The sequence below is a fragment of the Alphaproteobacteria bacterium genome (assembly GCA_040216735.1).
In the GTDB taxonomy this organism is placed as follows: domain Bacteria; phylum Pseudomonadota; class Alphaproteobacteria; order SHVP01; family SHVP01; genus CALJDF01.
This window is the reverse complement of the sequence record JAVJOO010000005.1, coordinates 339,767-360,290: the sequence shown is the minus strand read 5'-3', so window position 1 is coordinate 360,290 and position 20,524 is coordinate 339,767. Positions and strand designations below refer to the sequence as shown.

The 20,524-nt window shown below is 64.3% G+C and carries 23 protein-coding genes; 15 read left to right on the top strand and 8 right to left on the bottom strand.

All coding sequences use genetic code 11. From position 1 onward, the window contains the following. From RID42_15015 to RID42_14995, 5 genes are all read left to right on the top strand, one after another. On the top strand, positions 1–192 hold the full coding sequence (locus RID42_15015; protein ID MEQ8248987.1) for a hypothetical protein: 192 nt from the start codon (positions 1–3) through the stop codon (positions 190–192). Further along, on the top strand, positions 189–1,625 hold the full coding sequence (locus RID42_15010) for an amidase (GenBank protein ID MEQ8248986.1): 1,437 nt from the start codon (positions 189–191) through the stop codon (positions 1,623–1,625). The genes RID42_15015 and RID42_15010 overlap by 4 nt, the downstream gene beginning before the upstream one ends. Before the next feature lie 91 nt (positions 1,626–1,716). Then, positions 1,717–2,517 carry an alpha/beta hydrolase gene (locus tag RID42_15005; protein MEQ8248985.1) on the top strand — a complete coding sequence of 267 codons (801 nt, stop codon included), beginning with the start codon at positions 1,717–1,719 and terminating at the stop codon, positions 2,515–2,517. A gap of 12 nt (positions 2,518–2,529) precedes the next feature. Then, positions 2,530–3,648 carry an LLM class flavin-dependent oxidoreductase gene (locus tag RID42_15000; protein ID MEQ8248984.1) on the top strand — a complete coding sequence of 373 codons (1,119 nt, stop codon included), beginning with the start codon at positions 2,530–2,532 and terminating at the stop codon, positions 3,646–3,648. Positions 3,649–3,661: 13 nt separating this feature from the next. Next, positions 3,662–4,459 (top strand): alpha/beta hydrolase, encoded by a 798-nt coding sequence (locus tag RID42_14995; GenBank protein ID MEQ8248983.1) that lies wholly within the window; start codon positions 3,662–3,664, stop codon positions 4,457–4,459. A 3-nt stretch (positions 4,460–4,462) separates the two neighbouring features. Here RID42_14995 and RID42_14990 read toward each other — a convergent pair whose 3' ends face one another. After that, positions 4,463–4,855, bottom strand: a complete 393-nt coding sequence (locus tag RID42_14990; protein MEQ8248982.1) for a hypothetical protein — start codon at positions 4,853–4,855, stop codon at positions 4,463–4,465. A gap of 110 nt (positions 4,856–4,965) precedes the next feature. Continuing rightward, positions 4,966–5,559 (bottom strand): LysE family transporter, encoded by a 594-nt coding sequence (locus RID42_14985; protein ID MEQ8248981.1) that lies wholly within the window; start codon positions 5,557–5,559, stop codon positions 4,966–4,968. A 221-nt stretch (positions 5,560–5,780) separates the two neighbouring features. On the opposite strand from RID42_14985, the gene RID42_14980 reads away from it, so the two are divergent. Beyond that, positions 5,781–5,945 (top strand): hypothetical protein, encoded by a 165-nt coding sequence (locus tag RID42_14980; protein MEQ8248980.1) that lies wholly within the window; start codon positions 5,781–5,783, stop codon positions 5,943–5,945. 43 nt (positions 5,946–5,988) lie between these two features. On the opposite strand, the gene trxC is transcribed toward RID42_14980, so the two are convergent. Together trxC and sulP are read right to left on the bottom strand one after the other, a co-directional pair. Next, positions 5,989–6,462: a thioredoxin TrxC gene (gene trxC, locus RID42_14975; protein ID MEQ8248979.1), complete on the bottom strand. Its 474-nt coding sequence runs from the start codon at positions 6,460–6,462 to the stop codon at positions 5,989–5,991. A gap of 29 nt (positions 6,463–6,491) precedes the next feature. Continuing rightward, complete coding sequence (gene sulP / locus RID42_14970) at positions 6,492–8,264, bottom strand: sulfate permease (GenBank protein ID MEQ8248978.1); 1,773 nt, start codon at positions 8,262–8,264, stop codon at positions 6,492–6,494. Positions 8,265–8,403: 139 nt separating this feature from the next. Between sulP and RID42_14965 the strand changes: the two genes are divergently transcribed. Next, positions 8,404–9,021 carry a class I SAM-dependent methyltransferase gene (locus tag RID42_14965; protein ID MEQ8248977.1) on the top strand — a complete coding sequence of 206 codons (618 nt, stop codon included), beginning with the start codon at positions 8,404–8,406 and terminating at the stop codon, positions 9,019–9,021. A 17-nt stretch (positions 9,022–9,038) separates the two neighbouring features. On the opposite strand, the gene RID42_14960 is transcribed toward RID42_14965, so the two are convergent. Then, positions 9,039–9,326, bottom strand: a complete 288-nt coding sequence (locus RID42_14960; GenBank protein MEQ8248976.1) for a ferritin-like domain-containing protein — start codon at positions 9,324–9,326, stop codon at positions 9,039–9,041. A 141-nt stretch (positions 9,327–9,467) separates the two neighbouring features. On the opposite strand from RID42_14960, the gene RID42_14955 reads away from it, so the two are divergent. The 3 genes from RID42_14955 to RID42_14945 all read left to right on the top strand — a co-directional run bounded on the left by RID42_14955 (position 9,468) and on the right by RID42_14945 (position 12,363). Continuing rightward, the gene (locus RID42_14955; GenBank protein MEQ8248975.1) at positions 9,468–9,956 is read left to right on the top strand and encodes a DUF2202 domain-containing protein; all 489 of its coding nucleotides are present in this window, start codon (positions 9,468–9,470) and stop codon (positions 9,954–9,956) included. Between the two features lie 60 nt (positions 9,957–10,016). Then, positions 10,017–12,029, top strand: a complete 2,013-nt coding sequence (locus RID42_14950) for an FAD-dependent oxidoreductase (protein ID MEQ8248974.1) — start codon at positions 10,017–10,019, stop codon at positions 12,027–12,029. A 148-nt stretch (positions 12,030–12,177) separates the two neighbouring features. Then, positions 12,178–12,363 carry a hypothetical protein gene (locus RID42_14945; protein MEQ8248973.1) on the top strand — a complete coding sequence of 62 codons (186 nt, stop codon included), beginning with the start codon at positions 12,178–12,180 and terminating at the stop codon, positions 12,361–12,363. 195 nt (positions 12,364–12,558) lie between these two features. Here RID42_14945 and RID42_14940 read toward each other — a convergent pair whose 3' ends face one another. After that, the gene (locus RID42_14940; GenBank protein MEQ8248972.1) at positions 12,559–13,068 is read right to left on the bottom strand and encodes a hypothetical protein; all 510 of its coding nucleotides are present in this window, start codon (positions 13,066–13,068) and stop codon (positions 12,559–12,561) included. A 317-nt stretch (positions 13,069–13,385) separates the two neighbouring features. Here RID42_14940 and RID42_14935 point away from each other — a divergent pair, with 317 nt between their 5' ends. Then, positions 13,386–14,570: an acyl-CoA dehydrogenase family protein gene (locus tag RID42_14935; GenBank protein ID MEQ8248971.1), complete on the top strand. Its 1,185-nt coding sequence runs from the start codon at positions 13,386–13,388 to the stop codon at positions 14,568–14,570. 104 nt (positions 14,571–14,674) lie between these two features. Here RID42_14935 and RID42_14930 read toward each other — a convergent pair whose 3' ends face one another. Next, positions 14,675–15,070: a cupin gene (locus tag RID42_14930; GenBank protein ID MEQ8248970.1), complete on the bottom strand. Its 396-nt coding sequence runs from the start codon at positions 15,068–15,070 to the stop codon at positions 14,675–14,677. Between the two features lie 182 nt (positions 15,071–15,252). Here RID42_14930 and RID42_14925 point away from each other — a divergent pair, with 182 nt between their 5' ends. The 4 genes from RID42_14925 to RID42_14910 all read left to right on the top strand — a co-directional run bounded on the left by RID42_14925 (position 15,253) and on the right by RID42_14910 (position 19,859). After that, positions 15,253–15,936, top strand: a complete 684-nt coding sequence (locus tag RID42_14925) for a hypothetical protein (protein ID MEQ8248969.1) — start codon at positions 15,253–15,255, stop codon at positions 15,934–15,936. Between the two features lie 166 nt (positions 15,937–16,102). Continuing rightward, the gene (locus RID42_14920) at positions 16,103–16,924 is read left to right on the top strand and encodes a hypothetical protein (GenBank protein MEQ8248968.1); all 822 of its coding nucleotides are present in this window, start codon (positions 16,103–16,105) and stop codon (positions 16,922–16,924) included. 111 nt (positions 16,925–17,035) lie between these two features. Further along, entirely contained in the window at positions 17,036–18,493 is a 1,458-nt protein-coding gene (locus RID42_14915; protein MEQ8248967.1) for an amidohydrolase family protein, read from the top strand. Positions 18,494–18,638: 145 nt separating this feature from the next. Next, positions 18,639–19,859, top strand: a complete 1,221-nt coding sequence (locus tag RID42_14910) for an MFS transporter (protein ID MEQ8248966.1) — start codon at positions 18,639–18,641, stop codon at positions 19,857–19,859. Here the strand turns inward: RID42_14910 and RID42_14905 are convergent. Next, positions 19,856–20,431, bottom strand: a complete 576-nt coding sequence (locus RID42_14905) for a hypothetical protein (GenBank protein ID MEQ8248965.1) — start codon at positions 20,429–20,431, stop codon at positions 19,856–19,858. The genes RID42_14910 and RID42_14905 overlap by 4 nt on opposite strands. Positions 20,432–20,524: the final 93 nt, after the last annotated feature.

Sequence of the window (20,524 nt, the reverse complement as noted above, 5' to 3'; positions counted from 1 at the left end):
GTGTCTGCGGAAAAAACCGTCCAAACGTTGATCGAGCTATTTTCGGGCTACCGTGTCGGCGACCCCTCGGCCAAGCGCATCGTGTCGGAGAATGCCGCGGTGCGCCAGGGTCTAGAGTCTTGCGCGGGCTCCCTCGCGGATGCGCCGCCCGCCGATCTGGATATCGTCTACGCGCGCACAGCACCCCGATGATTGTCGGTCGCACGCTGATTGAGACCGCCGACGCGATTGCGTCGGGCGAGGTCTCCGCCCGCGAGGTCGTCGATGCGTGCCTCGCCCAAATCGAGATCCAGCAACCGCGCCTCAATTGCTTCATCTCCATCGATGCCGAGGACGCCCGCGCCGCCGCGGATGCCGCGGATGCCGCCCGGGCGCGCGGCGATACGCTTGGCCCGCTGCACGGCGTGCCGCTTGCGCATAAGGACCTCTTCTACCGCGCTGGCAAGATCGCGACCTGCGCCTCGGAAATCCGGCGCGGATGGAAAGCCGACGTCACCGCCACCGCTGTCGCCCGGCTCGAAGCTGCCGGGTCGATCACCGTGGGCGGTCTCAACATGGCCGAGTTTGCCATCGGTCCCACCGGTCATAACCCGCACTGGGGCCATTGCCGCAACCCGTGGGATCCGGCGTTCATCAGCGGCGGCTCGTCTTCGGGGTCGGGCTCGGCGGTGGGCGGGCGCTGCGTCTTCGGTGCGCTCGGCTCCGACACCGGCGGTTCGATCCGGCTTCCGGCCGGATTCTGCGGCGTCGTCGGCCTCAAACCGACGCAAACCCGCATCAGCCGCTACGGTGCCATGCCGGTGTCGTTTTCGCTCGACTGTTTCGGTCCGCTCGCGCGCACCGCGCGCGATGTCGCGCGGCTGATGCAGGTCACCGCCGGGTACGATCCGCTTGACGCCACCTCGTCGCGCCACACCGTTCCGGACTACGAGGCGGCACTCGGCGGCGACCTCAAGGGCGTGCGCATCGGCGTGCCCCGCAACCACTTTTACGACCCCGGCATTGACGCCGATGTCGAAAGGTTGATGCGCCAGAACTTGGATGCTCTGGTCGCCGCGGGGGCGACACTGGTCGAGGTCACCGTGCCCGACCAAAAGCGCCTGATCGATATCGGCACCATGGTGACCTTCGTCGAGGCCGCCGTCGTGCACAAACAATGGATGCGCGAGCGGCCCCAGGACTACAGTCCGCAAGGTCTGGCGCGGCTGGAACTGGGCTTGGGCTATCCAGCGACGGCCTATCTCGAAGCCTTGCACCTGCGCCCCCAACTGGTGGCGGAATTCGTCGAGCAGGTCTTCGGCGTATGCGATGTGCTGCACACGCCGACTAGCCCGTTTGCCCCCAAGACCGTCGAGGAAACCGACGTCGGTGCATCGGCCGACCTCGTCACCTTCCTCAATAACATCGGCCGTTGCACCCGCGCGTTCAGCTATCTCGGTCTGCCGGCGATTTCGGTCCCGGCAGGGTTCGGCGACAATGGGATGCCGGTCGGTTTCCAACTCGTCGGCCGGCCCTTCGATGAAGCGGGCCTGCTCCGCATTGCCCATGCTTTCGAGGAATCGGCGGGTGGCTTGCTGGGCGGGCAAACCCCGGACACCCCGCGCGAAACTCGCGCCGTCCTCTGACCGCCTGACGGGTAACAATAAGAACGGGCTGGACCGCGGCGCCCTGCCGCAGTCTGGATTCGCCCAACAAAAAAGCGGGGAGGGGAGAACGATGGCGTTCAGCCAACACACCGCCGATCTCACGGCGGGGCGCGTGACCTATTTTCAAGCTGGTACGGGCCGGCCATTGCTCTATTTGCACTCGGGCGGCGGTTTCATGGAAACCGCGCCGTTGCAGGTATTGGCGCAACACTTCACGGTGTTCGCGCCGGTCGCGCCGGGCTTCCAAGACACAGCCCAACTACCGAACGTGGACAGCATGCCCGCTCTCGCGGCGCTGTGGGCCGACTTCATCGATACTGTCATTGGCGCGGCCCCGGTCGATGTGATCGGCTACTCCTTCGGCGGCTGTGGCGCGGCGTGGCTCGCCGCCACCCATCCGGACAAGGTCGACCAGCTCCTCCTGCAAGCCCCCGCGGGATTCGCAGCGCCCGGCAGCGTTGCGCTCCCCGATGATCCCGCCGCGCGGGCCAAACTGTTCTACAAATATCCCGAGCGGATGCCCGCAGGGTTTCAGCCCGGCGCAAATTATCTCAAAACCCGCGTGGCGGTCGGCCACTACCTGAAGACCGGCTACGACGAAGACCTCATCGCAAACCTAGGCAACATCGCTGCACTCACGCTGGTGCTGCTCGGCACCGACGATCGCTTCGTGCCGCAACGCGCCGGGCAACTGCTCAAGGAAAAACTCAAGCGCGCCCACTTCGTCTATGTCTATGACGCCGGACACGGGTTGGAGGTCGATCAAGCAGACCGGGTCGCCGAGGTCGTGCGCGATTTCTTCACCCGCGGCGAAGCTTTCCTCGTCAACGCGGGCCGCAGCGGCACCGCGACCGTTTCAACGCGCGCCTAGGGAGGCCCCGGTATGAAGTTCGCCTATTTCCACCTGATGCCCTACACCGGTAAGGAAGACGATACCCACGACTGGCCAGTCGCCAACAAGCTGTTCGACGCCGATCTCGGCAAACAGCTCTACGACACCTACCTCGAGAGCATGGTTCAGGCCGAAGCCGCCGGTTTCGATTGGATCGGCTGCAACGAGCATCACATGAGCCCCTACGGTCTCATGGCCAATCCCAACATCGTCGCCGCCTCGCTGATTCCGCGCACCACAACGGCCAAACTCGCGGTGATGGGGCAACTGGTGCCGCTCTTGAACCCGATCCGGGTGGCCGAGGAATACGCGATGCTCGACGTCATGAGCGGCGGGCGCGTCGTCGCCGGTTTGCTGCGCGGGATCCCGCACGAATACGTCGCCTACAACGTCCCGCCCGACGAATCCCAGGGCCGTCTCGCCGAGGCGATCGACCTCATCGTCAAAGCCTGGACTGAACCAGAACCCTTCGGCTGGGAGGGCGAATATTATCAGTACCGCGCCGTATCGATCTGGCCGCGCCCGATGCAAAAACCCCATCCCCGCATCATGATGTCGTGCTCGAACGAAGCGTCGGCGCGGGTCGCGGCGCAAAAACGCGCGATGTTCGGCCTGGCCAATCTGCAAACCTTCGACAATGCGCGGATGCTAATGAAGGTCTACCGCGACGAGGCTAAGGCCTGCGGCTGGGAGCCGACGCCCGACGACTTCGTGATTGCGCTCACGGCCTCCGTCGACGACGACGCCGAGCTGGCCAAAGACCGACTCACCGAAGGCCGGCGCTACTTCGCCAAGGTACTCGGCGGCGGCCTGCGCACGGCCCAGCAAATCGTTCTCCAAAAAACCCGCTACATGGACGAGGAAACCCGCAGCAAGTTTCAGGGTGCCAACAAACAGGCGGCCGTGTCGGTCGACGACTTGATCGACGCGGGCATCGTGATTTGCGGTACCCCCGAAACCGCCGTCGCGCAAATCAAACGCGCCCACGCCGAACTCGGCATGGGTACCGTCAACATCAACATGAAGGTCGGCAACATCCCGGACGCCGCCATCGTCAACCAAATCAAAATCTTCGGCGAAAAAATTCTACCGCAGGTCAAAGGGCTTTAAGGAGGAAGCAAGAATGGTCGAATTCACCAAGGAATCCGTCAACATGCTGGGCGGCAACGTCGTGTTCCAACGCGGTGGGGCGGGCGAGCCAATACTCTATTTGCACGGCGCGGGCGTGGTCAGCCACGTCGTTCCCTTCATGAAGCACCTGGGCGAGCATTTCGATCTCATCGTGCCGCAGCACCCGGGCATGGGCGAGTCCGACGCGCCGACCTGGCTCAACAACATGCACGATATGGCGTTGTTCTATCACGACTTCATCGACCGCTTGGGGATCGAGGACATTCACCTGATCGGCACCTCGATCGGCGGCTGGCTCGCCGCCACAGTCGCCTACCTCAACCCGGCGCCGTTCAAGAGCGTGACTCTCGCTTGCGCCGCTGGCCTCAACAATCCCGATATCCCCAAGCCGCCGATCTACGGCATGACCGCGGCCGAAACCTTGCGCTTCGTCATCCACGATCAGGCTATGGCCGAGTCGATGGCGGCCAAACTGCCGCCCGGTATCGACGACGCGCCCAACACCAAGAAGAGCAAGGCTACGACCAAGATCATGGCCGGCGAGACGCGCAACGATCCCTCGATGCCGACATGGCTGCACCGGCTCAAGATGCCGGTCCATATCATCTGGGGTAAACAGGATCGCCTAGCGCCCGTGCAGTATGCCGACGAATACAAAAAACTGCTGCCCCACGCGAAGGTCACGCTCTACGACAACTGCGGACACCTGCCTTACACCGAATATCCCGAACGCTACGCCAAGGACATCGCGGACTTCATTCAGACTTCTACGGGTGCGAAGGCGGCCTAGCGCTCAATACGGCCCGCCTGTCACGCCGACCGGCACCGAGTCGGCAAGCCATGCTTCGGCGTCTTGCCGGTCGATGAAAGCGCGCGTCCGGCGTTGGTCGTTGCGCAGGGCGACAAAACGTTTCACGTGTTCCGCGCCGTCGTCGTCCGGCATGACGATCGCGGTACGCCGCGCTTCGTTGCCCCCGCTGATGGCGATGACGGCTTCGGCCAAGCCAAAGGTGACGCGCCCAATTCGCGCGTCCGCGCAGTCGGCCAAGACGTCGTACATCGGATCGAACGCGGGGTCGTCGAGCAGGTCGCGCAGGCCCCCGATCAGCGCACCGACACCGATCGTCCCTGCCAGAACGACATCGATACGCTCTTTCTCCGGATTGATGTTGTAGGTCATGGTCATGGCAATGCCGTGCGTGGGGTCGCTCTATGCTGCTGTGGTGGGCGCAGGGCACTATGACGCGGTTGACGGATGGGGGCAAAGAGCGCTGCGGTGTCGAAAGGGTCGTGGGATCACACCGCCAAGGCAAGCACGACCGACACGATCAATAGCATTGCAAAGAACAGGTTGACGATCCGGTTGGAAATCGGGTGGCGAAAAATGCGGGTCAGCGCGGCACCGGCAAACAGCCACGCCAAGTCCACCGTCGCGATCACCGCGACGAGGACGAACAGTTTTGCGCCGGCATCGACAAACGGCGCATCGGGGATCAGCACGAACCCGGAAAACAACGCGGCCATCGAAGCATAGGCCTTGGGATTCAGCAGGGAGAGGATCAGCCCTGCGAGCAGCGGCGGCGGGTGGCGGTCGGCCGCCGTGTCGTCCAGCGTCGGTGCCGTCGCGATGCGATAGGCGAGGAACGCAAAATAGGCCGCCGCAACCACGGCGACGACCGGACGAACGCCGGGCAATGCCAGCACCAAACCCGCCGCGCCGCTCGCGGTGACGATCATCACGACGATCATTCCGATCTGGATGCCGAGGTAATAGGGAAAACCGCGTGTACGTCCGAAGGCCGCGCCGGTCGCGGCGATGCTCAGGGTCGCGGGCCCGGGACTGCCGGTGAGGGCGATTCCGGCAAAAAGGAATCCGGACCACGTATCCATCGGCGCACCCTACCATGCCGCGCGGCCCGGCGTTGCGCGGTCGGGGAGGCAATTGCGCGGAGGATTGCGCGTTCGGTTCCTTACAAGGTCGCTAAAATTTGTCCGGACAGTTCGAGCGATCTCTCTGTTGCATAGCTGCCATGTCAGATGCGCAATTCTCGGCAGTCTGGACCGCGCCTATGATTCAACCACTGTTGTTTCTCATATTTGGTATGTCGCCCATGGCTACGAACATTCAAAACTCTCAGGCAACCGGCACGAACGCGCTGGCGCTCGCGGCAACGCAATACGCGGACGCCAAGAATCGCGCGGACGGTACGTCGCAGGTCGCTTGGCAGAAAATCATTTACAACCTGATCGCTTCCAAGCAACACACGCTCGTCTAACGATCGGATTGGCGCTCGCGGTCAATCGACCGCGGTCGCGCTGTTAGGCAACCTGGTTTTCCACCCAGGCGCGTATCTGCGGTGCGCTCATCGCGCCTGAAACGCGCGCGATTTCTCTGCCGCCACGAAACAACACCATCGTCGGGATGCTGCGGATGTTGTACCGCGCAGCTAGGTCCTGGTTGGCTTCGGTGTCGACCTTACCCAGGCGGATTCGCGGCTCCAAATCCTTTGCCGCCGCTTCGAACGCAGGCGCCATCATTTTGCACGGCCCGCACCAAGCGGCCCAGAAATCGACCAGTAGCGGGATGTCCTGCGCGTCGGCGTGGCGCACGAAGGACGAAGCGTTCAATGCGACCGGTTTGCCCTGGAACAGTTTAGCGCCGCACTTGCCACACTTTGCCTGTTCATAGGGTTTGGCGCCCGGGACGCGGTTGGCGGCGTGACAGGACGGGCAGGGTACAATGCGCTGCGCCCCGTCGGAGGTCGCGGTCTTGGTTTGGTTGTCGACACGCATCTGCAGACCTCGCTAAGTCCGTTGGATCGTCACTTACATATGGGGTCGGCGCCGGGTTCCGCCAACGGCGCGCGTCCACCGGCCAGCGTCCGCATAGCCTCATGCGTACTCAAGAACACCGATCCCGGTTTGAGGTGATCGAGAAAGGCGGTGCGCTGCAACCGGTCGGCGACCGGTCCTTTCACCTCGGCAAGATGCAACGTCACGCCCGCATCGCGCAGCCCTATGATCGTGCTCTCCAGGGTTTCGAGCGCACTGGCATCGATGAAATTGACCGCGCTGCAAACCAGGACGACGTGTTGGATGGTCTTGTCGTCGGCGACCGCACCCAGCAACTGGTCTTCAAGATAGCCGGCATTCGCGAAGTAAAGGCTTTCATCGATCCGGACGACATGCACCCCAGGGGTCGTGTGCACGGTATGGCGCCGGACATTGCGGAAGTGCTCGGTGTCGCCCACGCGTCCGACCACTGCAAGGTGCGGTCGGCTGGTGCGCCAAAGGTAGAGGGCGATGGAGACCGCCAAACCGAACACGATCCCGGCTTCGACTCCCGCAGCGAGGACGCTGACGAAGGTGGCCGCCAGAGACACTGCATCGGCCTTGTTGTAGCGCCAGGCGTCGCGAAAGGTGCGCACATCGATCAGATCCAGCACGGCGACGATGATGATCGCCGCCAACACCGTTCGCGGCAGGTAGAAAAACAGCGGCGTCAACAACAGCAACGTCAGCGCCATCAACGCCGCCGTGATGAGCGAGGCCAGCGGCGTATTGGCACCGGCGGCGAAGTTCACGCTGGAGCGCCCAAAGCCGCCCGCGACCGGATAGCCGCCGGTCACGCTGGCGGCGAGATTGGCGGTTCCGAGCGCCAAGAGTTCCTGATCGGCGTCGATCTTCTGGCGGCGTTTGCTGGCGAGCGCTTTGGCCACCGAAACGCTTTCGAGAAAGCCGATCGCCGAAATCAGCAGCGCTGCTGGAAACAGTTCCGCCCACAACGCCGGATCGAGTCGGGGCACGCCTACGGGCGGCAGGCCCGCCGGAATCGTGCCGACGATGGCGACGCCGAACGCATCCGCCAGCCCCAGGCTCCAAACCGCGAGGGCGGTTAGAAAGACCGCGACCAGCGGCCCCATCTTAGTCGCCGGAGCGATCATGGCCGGCGATAGTCCGAGGCCGCCGAGCAGCTTCGCCAGCGGCCGCCGTGACAGAACCAAGATAGCCACAGCGCCTGCACCGAGTAGTGCCGTCGCGATATTGGTTTGCGGAATCGCGCGGGCCACGCCGGTGATCGCGGCGGCGAAGCCCTCGCCGCGGGCCACCTCGATGCCGAGGAAGTGCTTGAGTTGGCTCACGGCAATGACCAGGGCGGCGGCGCTGGTAAAGCCAGAAATGACCGGATGGCTCAAGAAATTCACGAGGACGCCGAGTCGGGCAATTCCCATCGCGAGTAGGATCAATCCGCTCAACGCCGCGAGGACAAGCGCGGCCGCAACATAGTCCGCGGACCCCGCCTCGGCGATAGCGCCCAGCGCGCTGGCTGTCATCAACGAGGCGATCGCGACCGGGCCGACCGCGAGGGCGCGGCTCGATCCCAGGGCGCCGTAGGCGACCAACGGCAATAGGCTAGCGTACAGCCCGATCTGCGGCGGTAAGCCAGCCAGCATGGCATAGGCCATCGCTTGGGGGACCAGCATCACCGCGACGATCCCGCCGGCGATTAAATCGCCCGGCAGGTCGGCTTTGGCATAGCGCGGCAGCCAGTCCAAAATCGGGACAAATCGGCGGACGCCGCGCACACGTGCCATTCGGTCTCCCTTCTTATATATTAGACAATTCTAATATAACAAATATATGAACGGGACGGCCCGGGGTCAATGCAGGGCGCGCCCTGCGTCTTCTTGTAAGCTGTCGCGCCGTTTCCCACATACCGGGACGGGTGAGCCTATGCAAAACCGCCGGGAACATTGGGACCAGGTCTATGCCACCAAGGGCGAAGACACGGTCAGTTGGTTTCAGGAACGGCCTGAACGCTCCCTCGCGCTGATCAAGGCGACGGGGGTGGCTAAACACGCCCCGATGATCGATGTCGGTGGCGGCGCCTCGCGTCTGATCGACGCGCTGATTGATGCCGGTTACACCGACACCACCGTCCTCGACATTTCGTCCGCCGCGATTGCGCTGGCCCAGCAGCGCCTTGGCCGCTTCCAGGATTCGGTCGACTGGATCGACGCCGACGTCACCGAATGGCACCCAAAGCGGCGCTACACCCTGTGGCACGACCGCGCTGTCTTTCACTTCCTCACCGAGGAGCGCGACCGTGCGGCTTACCGCGCTGCGCTGCGGCGGGCGGTCCCCCTGGGTGGCCATGTCGTGGTCGCCGCATTCGGCCTCGATGGACCGCAAACCTGTAGCGGCCTGCCGGTGATGCGCTACGCCGCGCCGGAGATTGAGGCCGCCTTTGCCGGCCTGTTGTCGCTTGTCGACACCGCGGCAGAGGATCACGTAACGCCAGCCGGCGCGCACCAGGCGTTTATGTTTTACCGTTTTTTACGCGCCGCCTGACGGGTGGAAGCGCGCGACTAGTCGTGCGCCAGCGATTTGGTGGTGAATAGGTAGTCCTTCAGTTCTTTGTCGAAACTAGGGTCCTGACGCCGGATCCATTCCAACACCATCGCCGCGTGCTCTTTTTCTTCGTCGCGGTTATGCGCGAGGATCGCCTTCAGTTCGGTGTCTTTGCAGGCATCGACGCGTTGGTTGTACCAATCGACAGCTTCCAATTCCTCCATCAAAGAGACGATGGCCCGGTGCATGTCGCGGGTCTTGTCCGACAGTTCGTTGATCGGTTCGTGGTAGCCTTCGTTCGCCATCGTTTCCTCCGGATTGGACGTCCGTCGCCAAAGGGTTCGGCGACACTCAGCGCGACCACACCGTAAGGGGTGAGGCGGTCCTTTCCAATTGATTCGGGTCAGTGCCTGGAATGAATGAGCCCCCTAGGTTTCGGTTCGAACATGAGTGAGAAAGCCAAAACCGGATCGGCGGTCAGCGCCGCCACCTTGGCCGCGATGGGCGAGGCGCTGGACGACGAGTACAAGGCGCGCGCGACCTACCGGAAGGTCATCGCAACGTTCGGTCCGGTCCGTCCCTTCGTCAATATCGTCGAGGCGGAAGACCGGCACGTTCGCGCCTTACTCGATCTCTACGCCGGATTTGGCGTCGCACCGCCGCTCGACGATTGGCCCGGTCGGGTGACCGCCCCGGCTTCGCTGGAAGAAGCCTGCACGGCCGCGGTGCAGGGTGAAATCGACAACGCCGCGATGTACGACCGCCTGCTTGCCGCTGTCGACGACCCGGCGGTTCAAAACGTCCTGCGCGCCCTGCAACGCGCCTCCCAGGAGAACCACCTGCCGGCTTTCCGCCGCTGCTTAGCGCGCGACGGCGGGGACGGTGGCGGTGGGCGTGGACGCCGTTTCCGGGGCGGGCGGGGGCGCGGCGTATAGCCCCCGGCACCGTCCGTACCCCCTCGCACAACCGCGTTCAATCCCGTAATCTCCGGCCCCATGTTGCAGACAGCTCGCCACATCGATACCGACGCGCCGGAATACCCGCGCCTGCTTTCGCCCATCGAACTAGCGGGCAAGCGGCTCAAGAACCGCATCGTCCATGCCGCGATGTCGACCCGCTATGCCAAGAACGGCGAGGTCACCGACCACCTGATCCGCTATCACGCCAACCGCGCCGAAGGCGGCGCCGCGATGATTGTGGCCGAACCGCTGGCGGTGCGCCGGGGGCAGGCGTCCGATACCCGGGTGCGGGTGTGGGACCAGGACAATCTCGATGGGCTCAAGCGCTGGGCCGCGGCGGTCAACGCCCATGACAGCCACCTGTTGACCCAAATCCAAGACCCCGGCCGCGGGCTCCATAAACCCGGTGGCCGCCGGCGCCAGGCCTTTGGGCCTTCGGCGCTGGCCGACGATCTGTCGTGGACCGTGCCGCATGCGCTGTCGCGCGACGAAATCCGCACCATGGTCGACGACTTCGCCCTGTCGGCGCGCAAACTCAAGACCGCGGGCTTCTCGGGGGTCGAGATTTCGGCCGGTCACGGCCACATCTTTCATCAATTCCTGTCGCCGCACTCCAACGTTCGCGAGGATGCCTACGGCGGTGAACTGGAAAACCGCGCGCGGCTGGTCCAGGAGACGATCGAGGGGATGCGCGCCGAATGCGGCGCGGACTTCATCATCGGGTTGCGTTTGCCGGGCGACGACTACGTTGTTGGCGGCATCGACCCCGACGAGGCCGAGCGCCTCACCCGCTACTTCGCCGCCAAACGCGAGGTCGACTTCATGAATTGGGTGCAGGGCGCGCACCATCGCTCGCTCGAAATGCACCTGCCAGACATGCATTTCTCGCGCGGCACGTTCTTCGACCTCATCAAACGCCTGCATGATGCGTCAGACGGCATTCCCACCGGCGCCGTCGGCCGCATCCTCGAACCGATTCAGGGCGAGGCCTTGCTGCGCGACGGGATCGGCGAACTTGTCATGCTCGGCCGCACCCTCGTCACCGACCCCGCGTGGGGGCTGAAGGCCGCGCAGAACCGCGACAACGACATCCGCAAATGCGTCTCGTGCAACAACTGTTGGGGCGTCATCAATCAAGAACTGCCGCTGCAATGCGACAACAACCCGCGCGTCGGCTTCGAGGAAGAAGTCGATTGGTGGCCCGAGCCCGCGCCAACCAAGAAGAAAGTCGCGGTCGTCGGCGGCGGAGTCGCGGGCCTCGAGGCCGCTTGGGTGGCGGCGGCACGCGGCCACGACGTCACGCTCTACAGCGCCGGATCGGAATTGGGCGGCAAGATCCGTCTCAACGCCCTGATACCGACCTGCGATCCGCTGAGCTCGATTTACGACTACCAACAGGTCGTCGGCAAGAAGGCTGGGGTCGACTACCGGCTGGGTTGGCGCATCGGTGCCGACGAATTGATCGCGGCCAAACCCGACGCGGTGGTGCTCGCCACCGGTTCAACCATGACGTGGCCGGCGAGCCTCCCGCTCGCTCTCAAGGAGGAAGGGTTCATCCTCGATTTGCGCGCCATCGTCGAGGAACTGCTCGCCCATCCCGGCAAGCAGCCCGGCACCGCCGTCATCTTCGACGAAGACAGCCTGGACGGGACCTATTCGTCGGCCGAGTACCTCGCCACCCTGTTCGACAAGGTTGTCATCGTCACCTCGCGCGAAGTGGTCGCGCGCGACGAACCGGTGGTGCGCCAGCAAAGCATCCACCGCCGTCTCAACGAGGCGCGCATTCAGGTGATCCCGTTTTGCGAACCTTCGCCCAACGAACGCTTCGAGGACGGCGTGTTCGTCTATCGCAACGTCATCAACGGCGACGAAGGCGAAATCGCCGATGTCTCGCTGTTCACCTACGCCACCCCGCGCACCCCCGACCTCGACCTGTTGGCCCCCCTTGAGGCCGCCGGCATCGCCGTCCACGTCATCGGCGACGCCTATATGCCCCGCAACCAAATGGTCGCGACGCAAGAAGGCCATACCGTCGGCAACAGCCTTTAGTCCGCCAAGACATTCGGCGTTCAGCCCGCTCCCCGACCCGCAGCCAGACGCTGCGACACCCTGCCGCAGCGGAACTTGACCTATGTCAACTCGTGCGCCTGACCGTTGCGCGATGCTTCGGTTACACGATGGCAGAGGAGAATGAGCGATGAGCGGGATTGAAATGGTTTTCATGGGTTTGGTTTTGGCGGCTTTCGCCATTTTCGCGGTGCTGGTGGCGACGCTCGAAGTCAGCGAACGCCGTAAGCTCGGCTACCGGTCCGGCCCCGAGCCGTTGCGCGCTGTGCCGAAGGCGGCACCGGCCAACGACGCCCCGCTGCAAAAGGCGGCCTAGGGCTTTTTTCTCTACGGGACGCCGCCCCGAACCCGGCGGCATCCCGTGGCGTGGGCGCCGCCCCGCACCCACGCCGACTGAACCCCTCCCTTTGTGGAGGGGTTTTGTTTTGGCGCATCGGCGTGTTCGGGTTTGGTGTGGATCGACGCGGCGAGTAGGCGCGCGAGCGCTAATTCAGCGCGATGGTGGCGGGCGCTAGTTCAGCGCGATGGTGAAGGTCAGCGTTTCGCTGTAATCGGCGGCCGTGGCGAGGTTGGTTGTCGTTCCGTCGTAGGACAGGTTGACCACATAGGCATCGCCGCCGGCACCGGTGCGTTCGGCACTCTCGGCGAAGGTTGCCGTTTCGGCCGTGAACGAGAGGGCCGTCGTGCCCTCCGCCAGCGTGAAGGCGAGGCTGTCCTCGGCGCTCTCGGAAAAGAAGCAGGGCGCGGTGCAGTTGCCGGTCCCGACATTCGCCGAACTGACGGTCACGATGTAGCCGCCGGGCGTATTGGACACCGTCACCACATCGGCCACCTTGAGCGCGCTTTGCTGCGTGGCGAGGTCGAGGCCGCTCGCCGACGCTGTTGGTGTCACTTGGATGTCGAGGAGCTGGGCAACGGTCCCGGTGAGGGCAAGGTCGCCGGAGTCGCCGGCAAACGCGGCGGCGCTTAGCGCCACCCCGCCCGTCAACCCCGCCAACAACGCCCGTCTGATCACACCCAAAGCCCTCTCACTGTGTCGGACGAAAATTTAGACCGACTCGGACGCGGCGCACAACCCTTACGAGCAGATGGATAAAATTTGAATGAAAAGTTATGGTTAATAAAACGTTAATATATATGGGGAATTGCCCCGTTAGAACTACGGGGATGTCGTCGCTTGGGCAAAAGATATACCCGCAAAGATAGTAATTGGGTGGGGCCTCCCGAGGTCGCTCGCGCAGAATGGGCGGATTCGCGCAAGACTCGCGCGAATCCCCCCTTGTTGGGCTATCGTCGTGCAACCTCGCCAACCCACGTGTCGCTAGGAGTCGCACGCCTGTGAACGTTGCCAAAGATTCGGGCACAACGACGCCCACCGCCGATGATCTTGTCAGCCGCGCTGAAGCGCTGATCCCGGTATTGCGCGAACGCGCGTCGGAAACCGAAGCCCTGCGCCGGGTGCCCGAGGCGACGATGGCGCTGCTCCACGAACAGGGGCTCCTGAAGTATTACCAGCCCAAACGTTACGGCGGGTATGAGCTCGACTGGGGCACCCACTTCCGGATCGGCCGCGCCATCGCCCACGGCTGTCCCTCGACTGCCTGGATCGCCGCCGTGGTCGGCGCCCACACGTGCTACGTCGGGCGCTTCCCTGAGGAAGCCCAGGACGAGGTCTGGGCTGACGGGCCCGACGTCTTGATCTCGACCGGCTCGGTGCAAAAGACCGGCACGGTGACCAAGGTTGCGGGCGGCTACAAACTTTCTGGTGCGTGGGGCTTTGCCTCGGGCGTCGATCACGCCCAATGGGGCATGGTCGCGGGCCGTAAGGAGGGCGACAAGGAAGCCAGCCAATACCTTTTCCCGCGCAGCGATTTCTCGATCGACGATGTGTGGCACGTCGCCGGCATGAAGGGCACTGGCACCAAGGACATCGTCCTCAACGACGCCTTCGTGCCCGAACACCGGGCGTTGCCGCTGTCGCGGTTTACCGGGGCAATGCCGCCCGGCAGCGCGGCCAACGCGCACTACATCTACCAGACCGAATTCCGTCCCTTCTCGGGCTCCAGCCTTTTGGGGCCGATCCTTGGCACCGCCGAGGCCGCTTTTGCCGACTACACCGGTATTACCCGCGAACGAATCGGCGCGATCTTCGGCAACAAGGTCGCCGACAATGCCGCGGTGCAAATGCGGGTGTCCGAATCCGCAGCTGAACTCGCCGCCGCCGCGGCGCTGGCCGAGAGCATGTACGTCATGCTCAACGCGCGCGGCAAAGCCCTCGACCCCTTCACCGAAGAAGAACGCGCCGTCGCCATGCGCAACCGCGCCTACATCATGAAGCTGTGCCGCCAGTCATGCGAACGCCTGGTCACCATGATGGGCGCGCAGGGCCTGTTCGATTCGAACCCGGTCCAACGCGCCTTCCGCGACCTGCATGCGATGGCAACCCAGTTCGGCGTCAACTGGGATCTCAACATGCCCCCCTATGGCCGCCTCGCCCTAGGCCTCCCCTCCGGCGCCCGTTAACTCCTTCGGAGAGGCAGGGCCGTCGTCCTGAGCCCGAAGGCAACGCCTCCGGAGTCGAAGGGCCGTCATCCTGAGCCCGAAGGCACGCCTTCGGAGTCGAAGGGCTACCGCGCCCGGTGCTGCGTCCCTTCGCCCGCCGTGATGAACAGCGCCGTCGCCGCGCCGTCCACATCGGCGGTGTGCCACACCCCCGGATCGTTGATTGCATATTCTCCCGGACCGAGCGTGACCTGAGTCACCGATCCGTCGGCGGCTTCCTGGTGCAGGGTGATCGACCCCGCGATGCACAACACCACTTCGCTGCCTACCGGATGCATTTCCCACATGTCCCACGATTGGGAAAACGTGTGCTGCGCGACCAACCGCCCCTCGGCCCCGTCGCCGCCGTGGCGCGTGCCGTAGCCTTCGTACCAGGCCATCCCCCCGGTGAATTCGGGCTGCACCACGGCGGTCGCGCCGAGGCCGAGGTGAAGCGGATGGGTCTCGATGTTATGCGGCATGGTGGTTCTCCTGCGGCGTCGAACGGCATTTGACTGGGTTCTACTCCGCTCGGCGCCATTGCCATAGACCGCAAATTGCCTGCAGCAAATCCGCCGGGGACAGAATACGTGATTTGCGTTTTTCCGAGAGTGTTATCTATAATTTGCGTAACTTTTCCCCAGATACTAGGCGGGAGTGCCCCATGTCTACGTCAATTGCGAAAATCGAAGCCAACCGCGCCAACGCCCAGCGCAGCACCGGGCCGCGCACCCCGGAAGGCAAGCAACGCAGCCGCTTGAACGCCGTCAAGCACGGTTGGCGCGGCGAGATGCTGATCCCGGCCGGCGAGGATGGCGAGCAGTTTCTCCGCCTACGCGGCCAACTGATCCGCAGCTTTAGCGCCGTCACCGACGCTGAACGCCTGCTGTGCTCGCGGATCGCGCTGGCGATCTGGCGCGGTCTGCGCGCCACGCGCGCGGAAACCCAAACCCTTACGCGCTTGGCCGCCGCGATCGCCGATGGCCCATACGACGAAGGCGATCCCGCCGCGACGGCGCTGTCGGACCTCTTCCTCTCGCCAGGCGCGAGCGCATTGCCGCACATGGTGCGCTATGAACGCCACCTCACGCGCGAGGCGCGCGACGGGATTCGCATGCTCAAAGAAGTGCAGGCGGCGCGCCGCGCCCATGTCGACGGCAGCGCCTGCATCGACGTGGGCACCATCCTCGAGGATCCAAATGCCGACGCGGCGCCGCCCGGCGACGAAGCGCCGCGCAGGGCCGACCCGGCGCCGGCAGCAGGCCCGCCGGCGGGGACTGCGGCGCCGTGTCCCGATCCCGCCGCCGTCGATCCACCCGTGCGCGCAGCGATTTATCCTGTCCGGTGAGGGCCTTCCCCGTATCTCGATGGCACATCAGCGGGTTTGGCTTCGTTTTGCGGCGAGCGACATACCGGTCGTTGATTCCAAACGGTTTTTTTGGCTTCGTTTGGCAAAAAAAGATGACCCGACGTTGGCGGAACGGCTCGGATCACGGCATGATGGGGAAAACCTCATGGAGAAGAAACGAGCGATGGACCAACGCGTCACCTGGCGGGATGCCGCCGAACAGCCGCTGAGCGCCGAGTCGTTGCGCGCCGTGTTCGACAACGAAATCCCGGCGCTGCGTATCAAGAACTTCGCGACGCCGACCGAGTGCGCCGACTTCGCCGCTGCGGTGCGCTGGGGCATCGACCAGGAGATCATGCGCTACTACTCGGTCAAACCGCGCGTCGGTTATATCGGCACCGCGCAGGTCGAATACCGCTGGGGTCACAAGCGTGATGACTACTTCGTTGCGGTCAAACAGGCCTGGGACGATTGGCACAAGATCATAGCCCGCACCTGGGATCCGCTCGCGCGGTTCATGCAAACCCTGCGCGACGTGTCGGGCCACGACGCCCGCATCGCCGAGGAGCCGGGCTACGGCAAGCTCTTTGCCGGCATTATCCGGCTCGCCTCCAACGGCATTGGCCGCCATGTCGATTGGGCGCCGATCAACACACCCGACTACGCCATTTCCGGCATCGACGGCCAGCTCGGTTGGAACCTGTTCGTCGAATCGCCCGGCGCCGGCGGGGTCACGACCGTGCACAACCGTCCCTGGAACGTCGAGGTCGAACCCGGCAAGGATCCGCCAATGAGCTACGGCCTCGACGACGGTCACGTCGCCGATTCGGAGTCCTTCGCCTACGCACCGGCCACCGGCGATGTCGTGATCTTCAACAGCCGCAACCCGCACGAGGTCAGCGCCGGGGTCCCCGGCGGCGGCGACCGCCTACAAATCGGTTCCTTCGTCGGCCGCCTGCCGGGCGGCGATATGGTGCTATGGTCCTAGGCTCGACGGGCCACATGCCGCCCCCTCGAAAAGGGGGAGGGTGGGGCGGGGGCTGCCCCCGCCAGCTCCCCTGAACAGCGTCACGACCCGCAGCTAGCAACGGACGAGAATATGACCGCCACAGCCTCGGCCAAAATTCGCGAAACCCTGGACCATCCGGTCATTGATGCCGACGGCCACCTCGTCGAAACCCCGCCGGTGCTGCTCGACTATCTGCGCCAAGCCGGCGGGCAAAGCCTCGCCGACGACTATCTCGCGCGCATGAAAAAAGGCGCCTGGGGCACCTGGGCGACATTGACGCCCGAACAACGGCGCGACCGGGGTGTGATCCGTCCGCCGTTCTGGGCGATGCCCGCCCATACCTACGACCGCGCCACCGCGCTGCTGCCCAACCTGTTGCGCGCCCGCCTCGACGACTTCGGCGTCGATTTCATGGTGGTCTACCCCACCGTTGCGATCCCGTTCATCTCCGGGGCGATCGAAGACGACCTGCGCCGCGGCGTGTGCCGGGCGGTCAACCTGATGTATGCCGAGGTCTTTGCCGACCACAAAGATCGCATGGCGCCCGCCGCCGCGATCCCGACGCACACCCCGCAGGAGGCGATCGAGGAGCTTGAGTTCGCATGCGGCACGCTCGGTCTCAAGGCCGCGATGATCGCGGGTACCGTGCAGCGTCCGCTCAAGGCGGTGCACGACGTCGCCCCCGAGCTTGGGGCGCATGCGTTTTGGGTCGATCCGCTCGCACTCGATTCGGCCTACGACTACGACCCGCTGTGGGCCAAGTTCGCTGAACTTCGCGTTGCCCCGGCAACCCACAACAACACGATGGGCTGGGGCATGCGCCGCTCCGGCTCCAACTTCGTCTACAACCACATCGGCCATTTCGGCGCTGCCGGCGAGGCCTTCGCCAAGGCGCTGTTCCTGGGCGGCGTTACCCACCGCTTCCCCGACCTCAAGTTTTGTTTTCTCGAAGGTGGCGTCGGTTGGGCCGCCAATCTCTACAACGACCTGTGCGAACATTGGGAAAAGCGCAACCTGAACGCGCTCCATGCCAACCTTGATCCAAGTCGCGTCGACCGCGCCCAAATGCGGGCCCTGTTCGAAGAACACGGCAACGCGATGTACCGGGGCCACGCGGCCGAAATCGAAAAGGGTTACGACCACTGCCTGATGGCGCCGACCGGCGAAGAGCCCGCGCCTTCGGACGAGTTTGCAGCCTGCGGCATCAAAAAGGGCCGGGACATCTATCGCCGCTTCGTTCCGAACTTCTATTTCGGGTGCGAGGCCGACGATCGCATGGCGGCCATCGCCTTCAACACGCGGCTCAACCACTTCGATGCGCGGCTCAAGGCGATGTTCGGGTCCGACGTCGGCCACTTCGACGTCACCGACATGAGCGAGGTTCTGGCCGAGGCGCACGAGCTGGTCGATCACGAACTCATTTCCCAAGACGACTTCCGCGACTTCACCTTCGCCAATGTCGCCGAACTCCACGCTGCGATGAATCCCAACTTCTTCAAGGGCACCGTCGTCGAAGACGACGTCGCCAAACTGATGTCGGCGCGCTAAACCGTGCCGCACGCAATACGTCCCAACGCGGCGTCCCGCCGTTGACCGCAATCCATGACCGTCATCGTCCCTCCCCCTGGAATGCGGGGAGGGCAGGGAGGGTGTCGCCGCCCAGCTGCATCTCTGCCCACCGATCGGCCCTCCGATGAGCGACTCCGCACCGCCCCCCGAACGCCTCCTCTCGCGCCCCGATTTTCGCGCGTTGTTGATCACCATCATCGTTACCGGGGCGGGCCAAACCTTCTATTTCGCGATCCTGCCGCCGCTCGGGCGCGAGCTCACCTTCAGCGAATTCCAAATTGGCGCGATCATCGCCTTCGCCTCGGCCGCCTATATCGTGGCCGCGCCGATTTGGGGACGGCTCAGCGACTTTTGGGGACGGCGCCGAATCATTCTGTTCGGGTTGTCGTGCTACATCCTTTTCACGACCTTGATCGGTCTCACCGCTGAAGCGGGTTTGGCGGGCTTGTTCAGCGCCTCGACATTGTTCGTGACGCTCATCGTATTCCGGGTCCTGTTCGCGACCACCGCTGCTTCGATGTTTCCGGTGATCTTCGCCTACGTTGCCGACAAGACTTCGCGCGCAACTCGCACCCACGGTTTCGCAATCCTCGGCGCCGCGATGGGGTTGGGGACCATTGCCGGTCCGGCCGCCGCCGCGCTGCTCGGTCGGATTCACCTCACGCTGCCGTTCTATGCCGTCGTCGTTCTGGCCGCTGCCGTCCTCGCGCTCGATTGGCGTACGCTCGACCGAACGTTACCGGCGCGAGTCGGTGCGGCGACGCGGCAGTTCTTCTACCGGCCGCCGTTACGGATGGTGCCGTTGCTGGTAATCGGCGCGATGATCTATGCGACGTTGGCCGCGATGCAGCAGGCGACCGGCTTTCGCATCCAAGACACCCAGAGTCTCAACGCCGCCGATACCGCCACCTTCGCAGGCATCGCGCTAATGGTGTCGTCGGTCATGGCGGTGGGTGTGCAGGCCGGATTGATTCAATGGCTCAAGTGGCCGCCCAAACGTCTGCTCGTCGTCGGTGCCCTATGTGGTTTTGCAGGGGCCGTGCTGCTGGCGCTGACGGACAGCTATCTGATGATCGTGGGCGGGGTGGGCCTGCTCGGCGCCTCCTTCGGCATGATGAACCCGGCCTACACGGCGGCGATCACGCTCTCCGCTGAACCCGGCCAGCAGGGCGGCGTCCTCGGCTTGAACGGAACTGTCCAGGGGTTGGGCTTCACCATCGGCCCGCTGATCGGCGGCGGTTTCTACCAAATCGGGCCGACCATTCCCTATTGGTTCATGGCTGGATTCGCCGTGATAAGTCTGGTGGTCACGCTGTCGATCCGTCTGCCCGATACGTCGAGCTAGTTGACGCTCACGGTGAAGGTGAGAATCTCGCGGTAGTTGGTGGCCGCGCCCAGCAGGGTCGCCGCCCCGTTATAGGAGACATCCGCGGTGTACGGGTCGCCGCCGAAGCCCGACGGGGCCGCCGATTGCACGTAGGTCGCGGTGTCGCCGGAGAAGGAGAGCGGCACACCGCTCCGGTACAGCGTGAAGCCGAGGTTCTCGGCGGTCGTGGTGCTGAAGAAACACGGCACCGCACAGTCGCCGTTGGCAACGTTGCCCGAGCGCACCGTGATCCCGTAGCCCGCGGGGTTGTTGCTAAGCACGGTGATGTCGGCAACGGTCAAGGTCGGTTGGGTGACGGTGAGGTCGAGGTTCGATGCAGCACCGCGCGGCGTCACGCCGATGTCGAGGATCGACGGCACGGTACCGGTCAAGGTCAGGTTCACGACGGTCGCGCCATAGGCGAGCGTCGCGGACAGGGCGAGTACCCAGAACAGGGTGACGAGGCATTCCGGCCCGCGCCACCACGCGTCGATCCCGTGCCGCGCTTCGCGCGGCTTGGGGGTCGTGCGATAGGTATCGGTTTGAAACATGCTCACATGGTAGGGAGGAATCGCCGGTTAGTTGTTGATTGAAAACAACAATTCCAGGTTGCTGGAGGGCCGCTCGCAGCCGTGGGTTCGGCG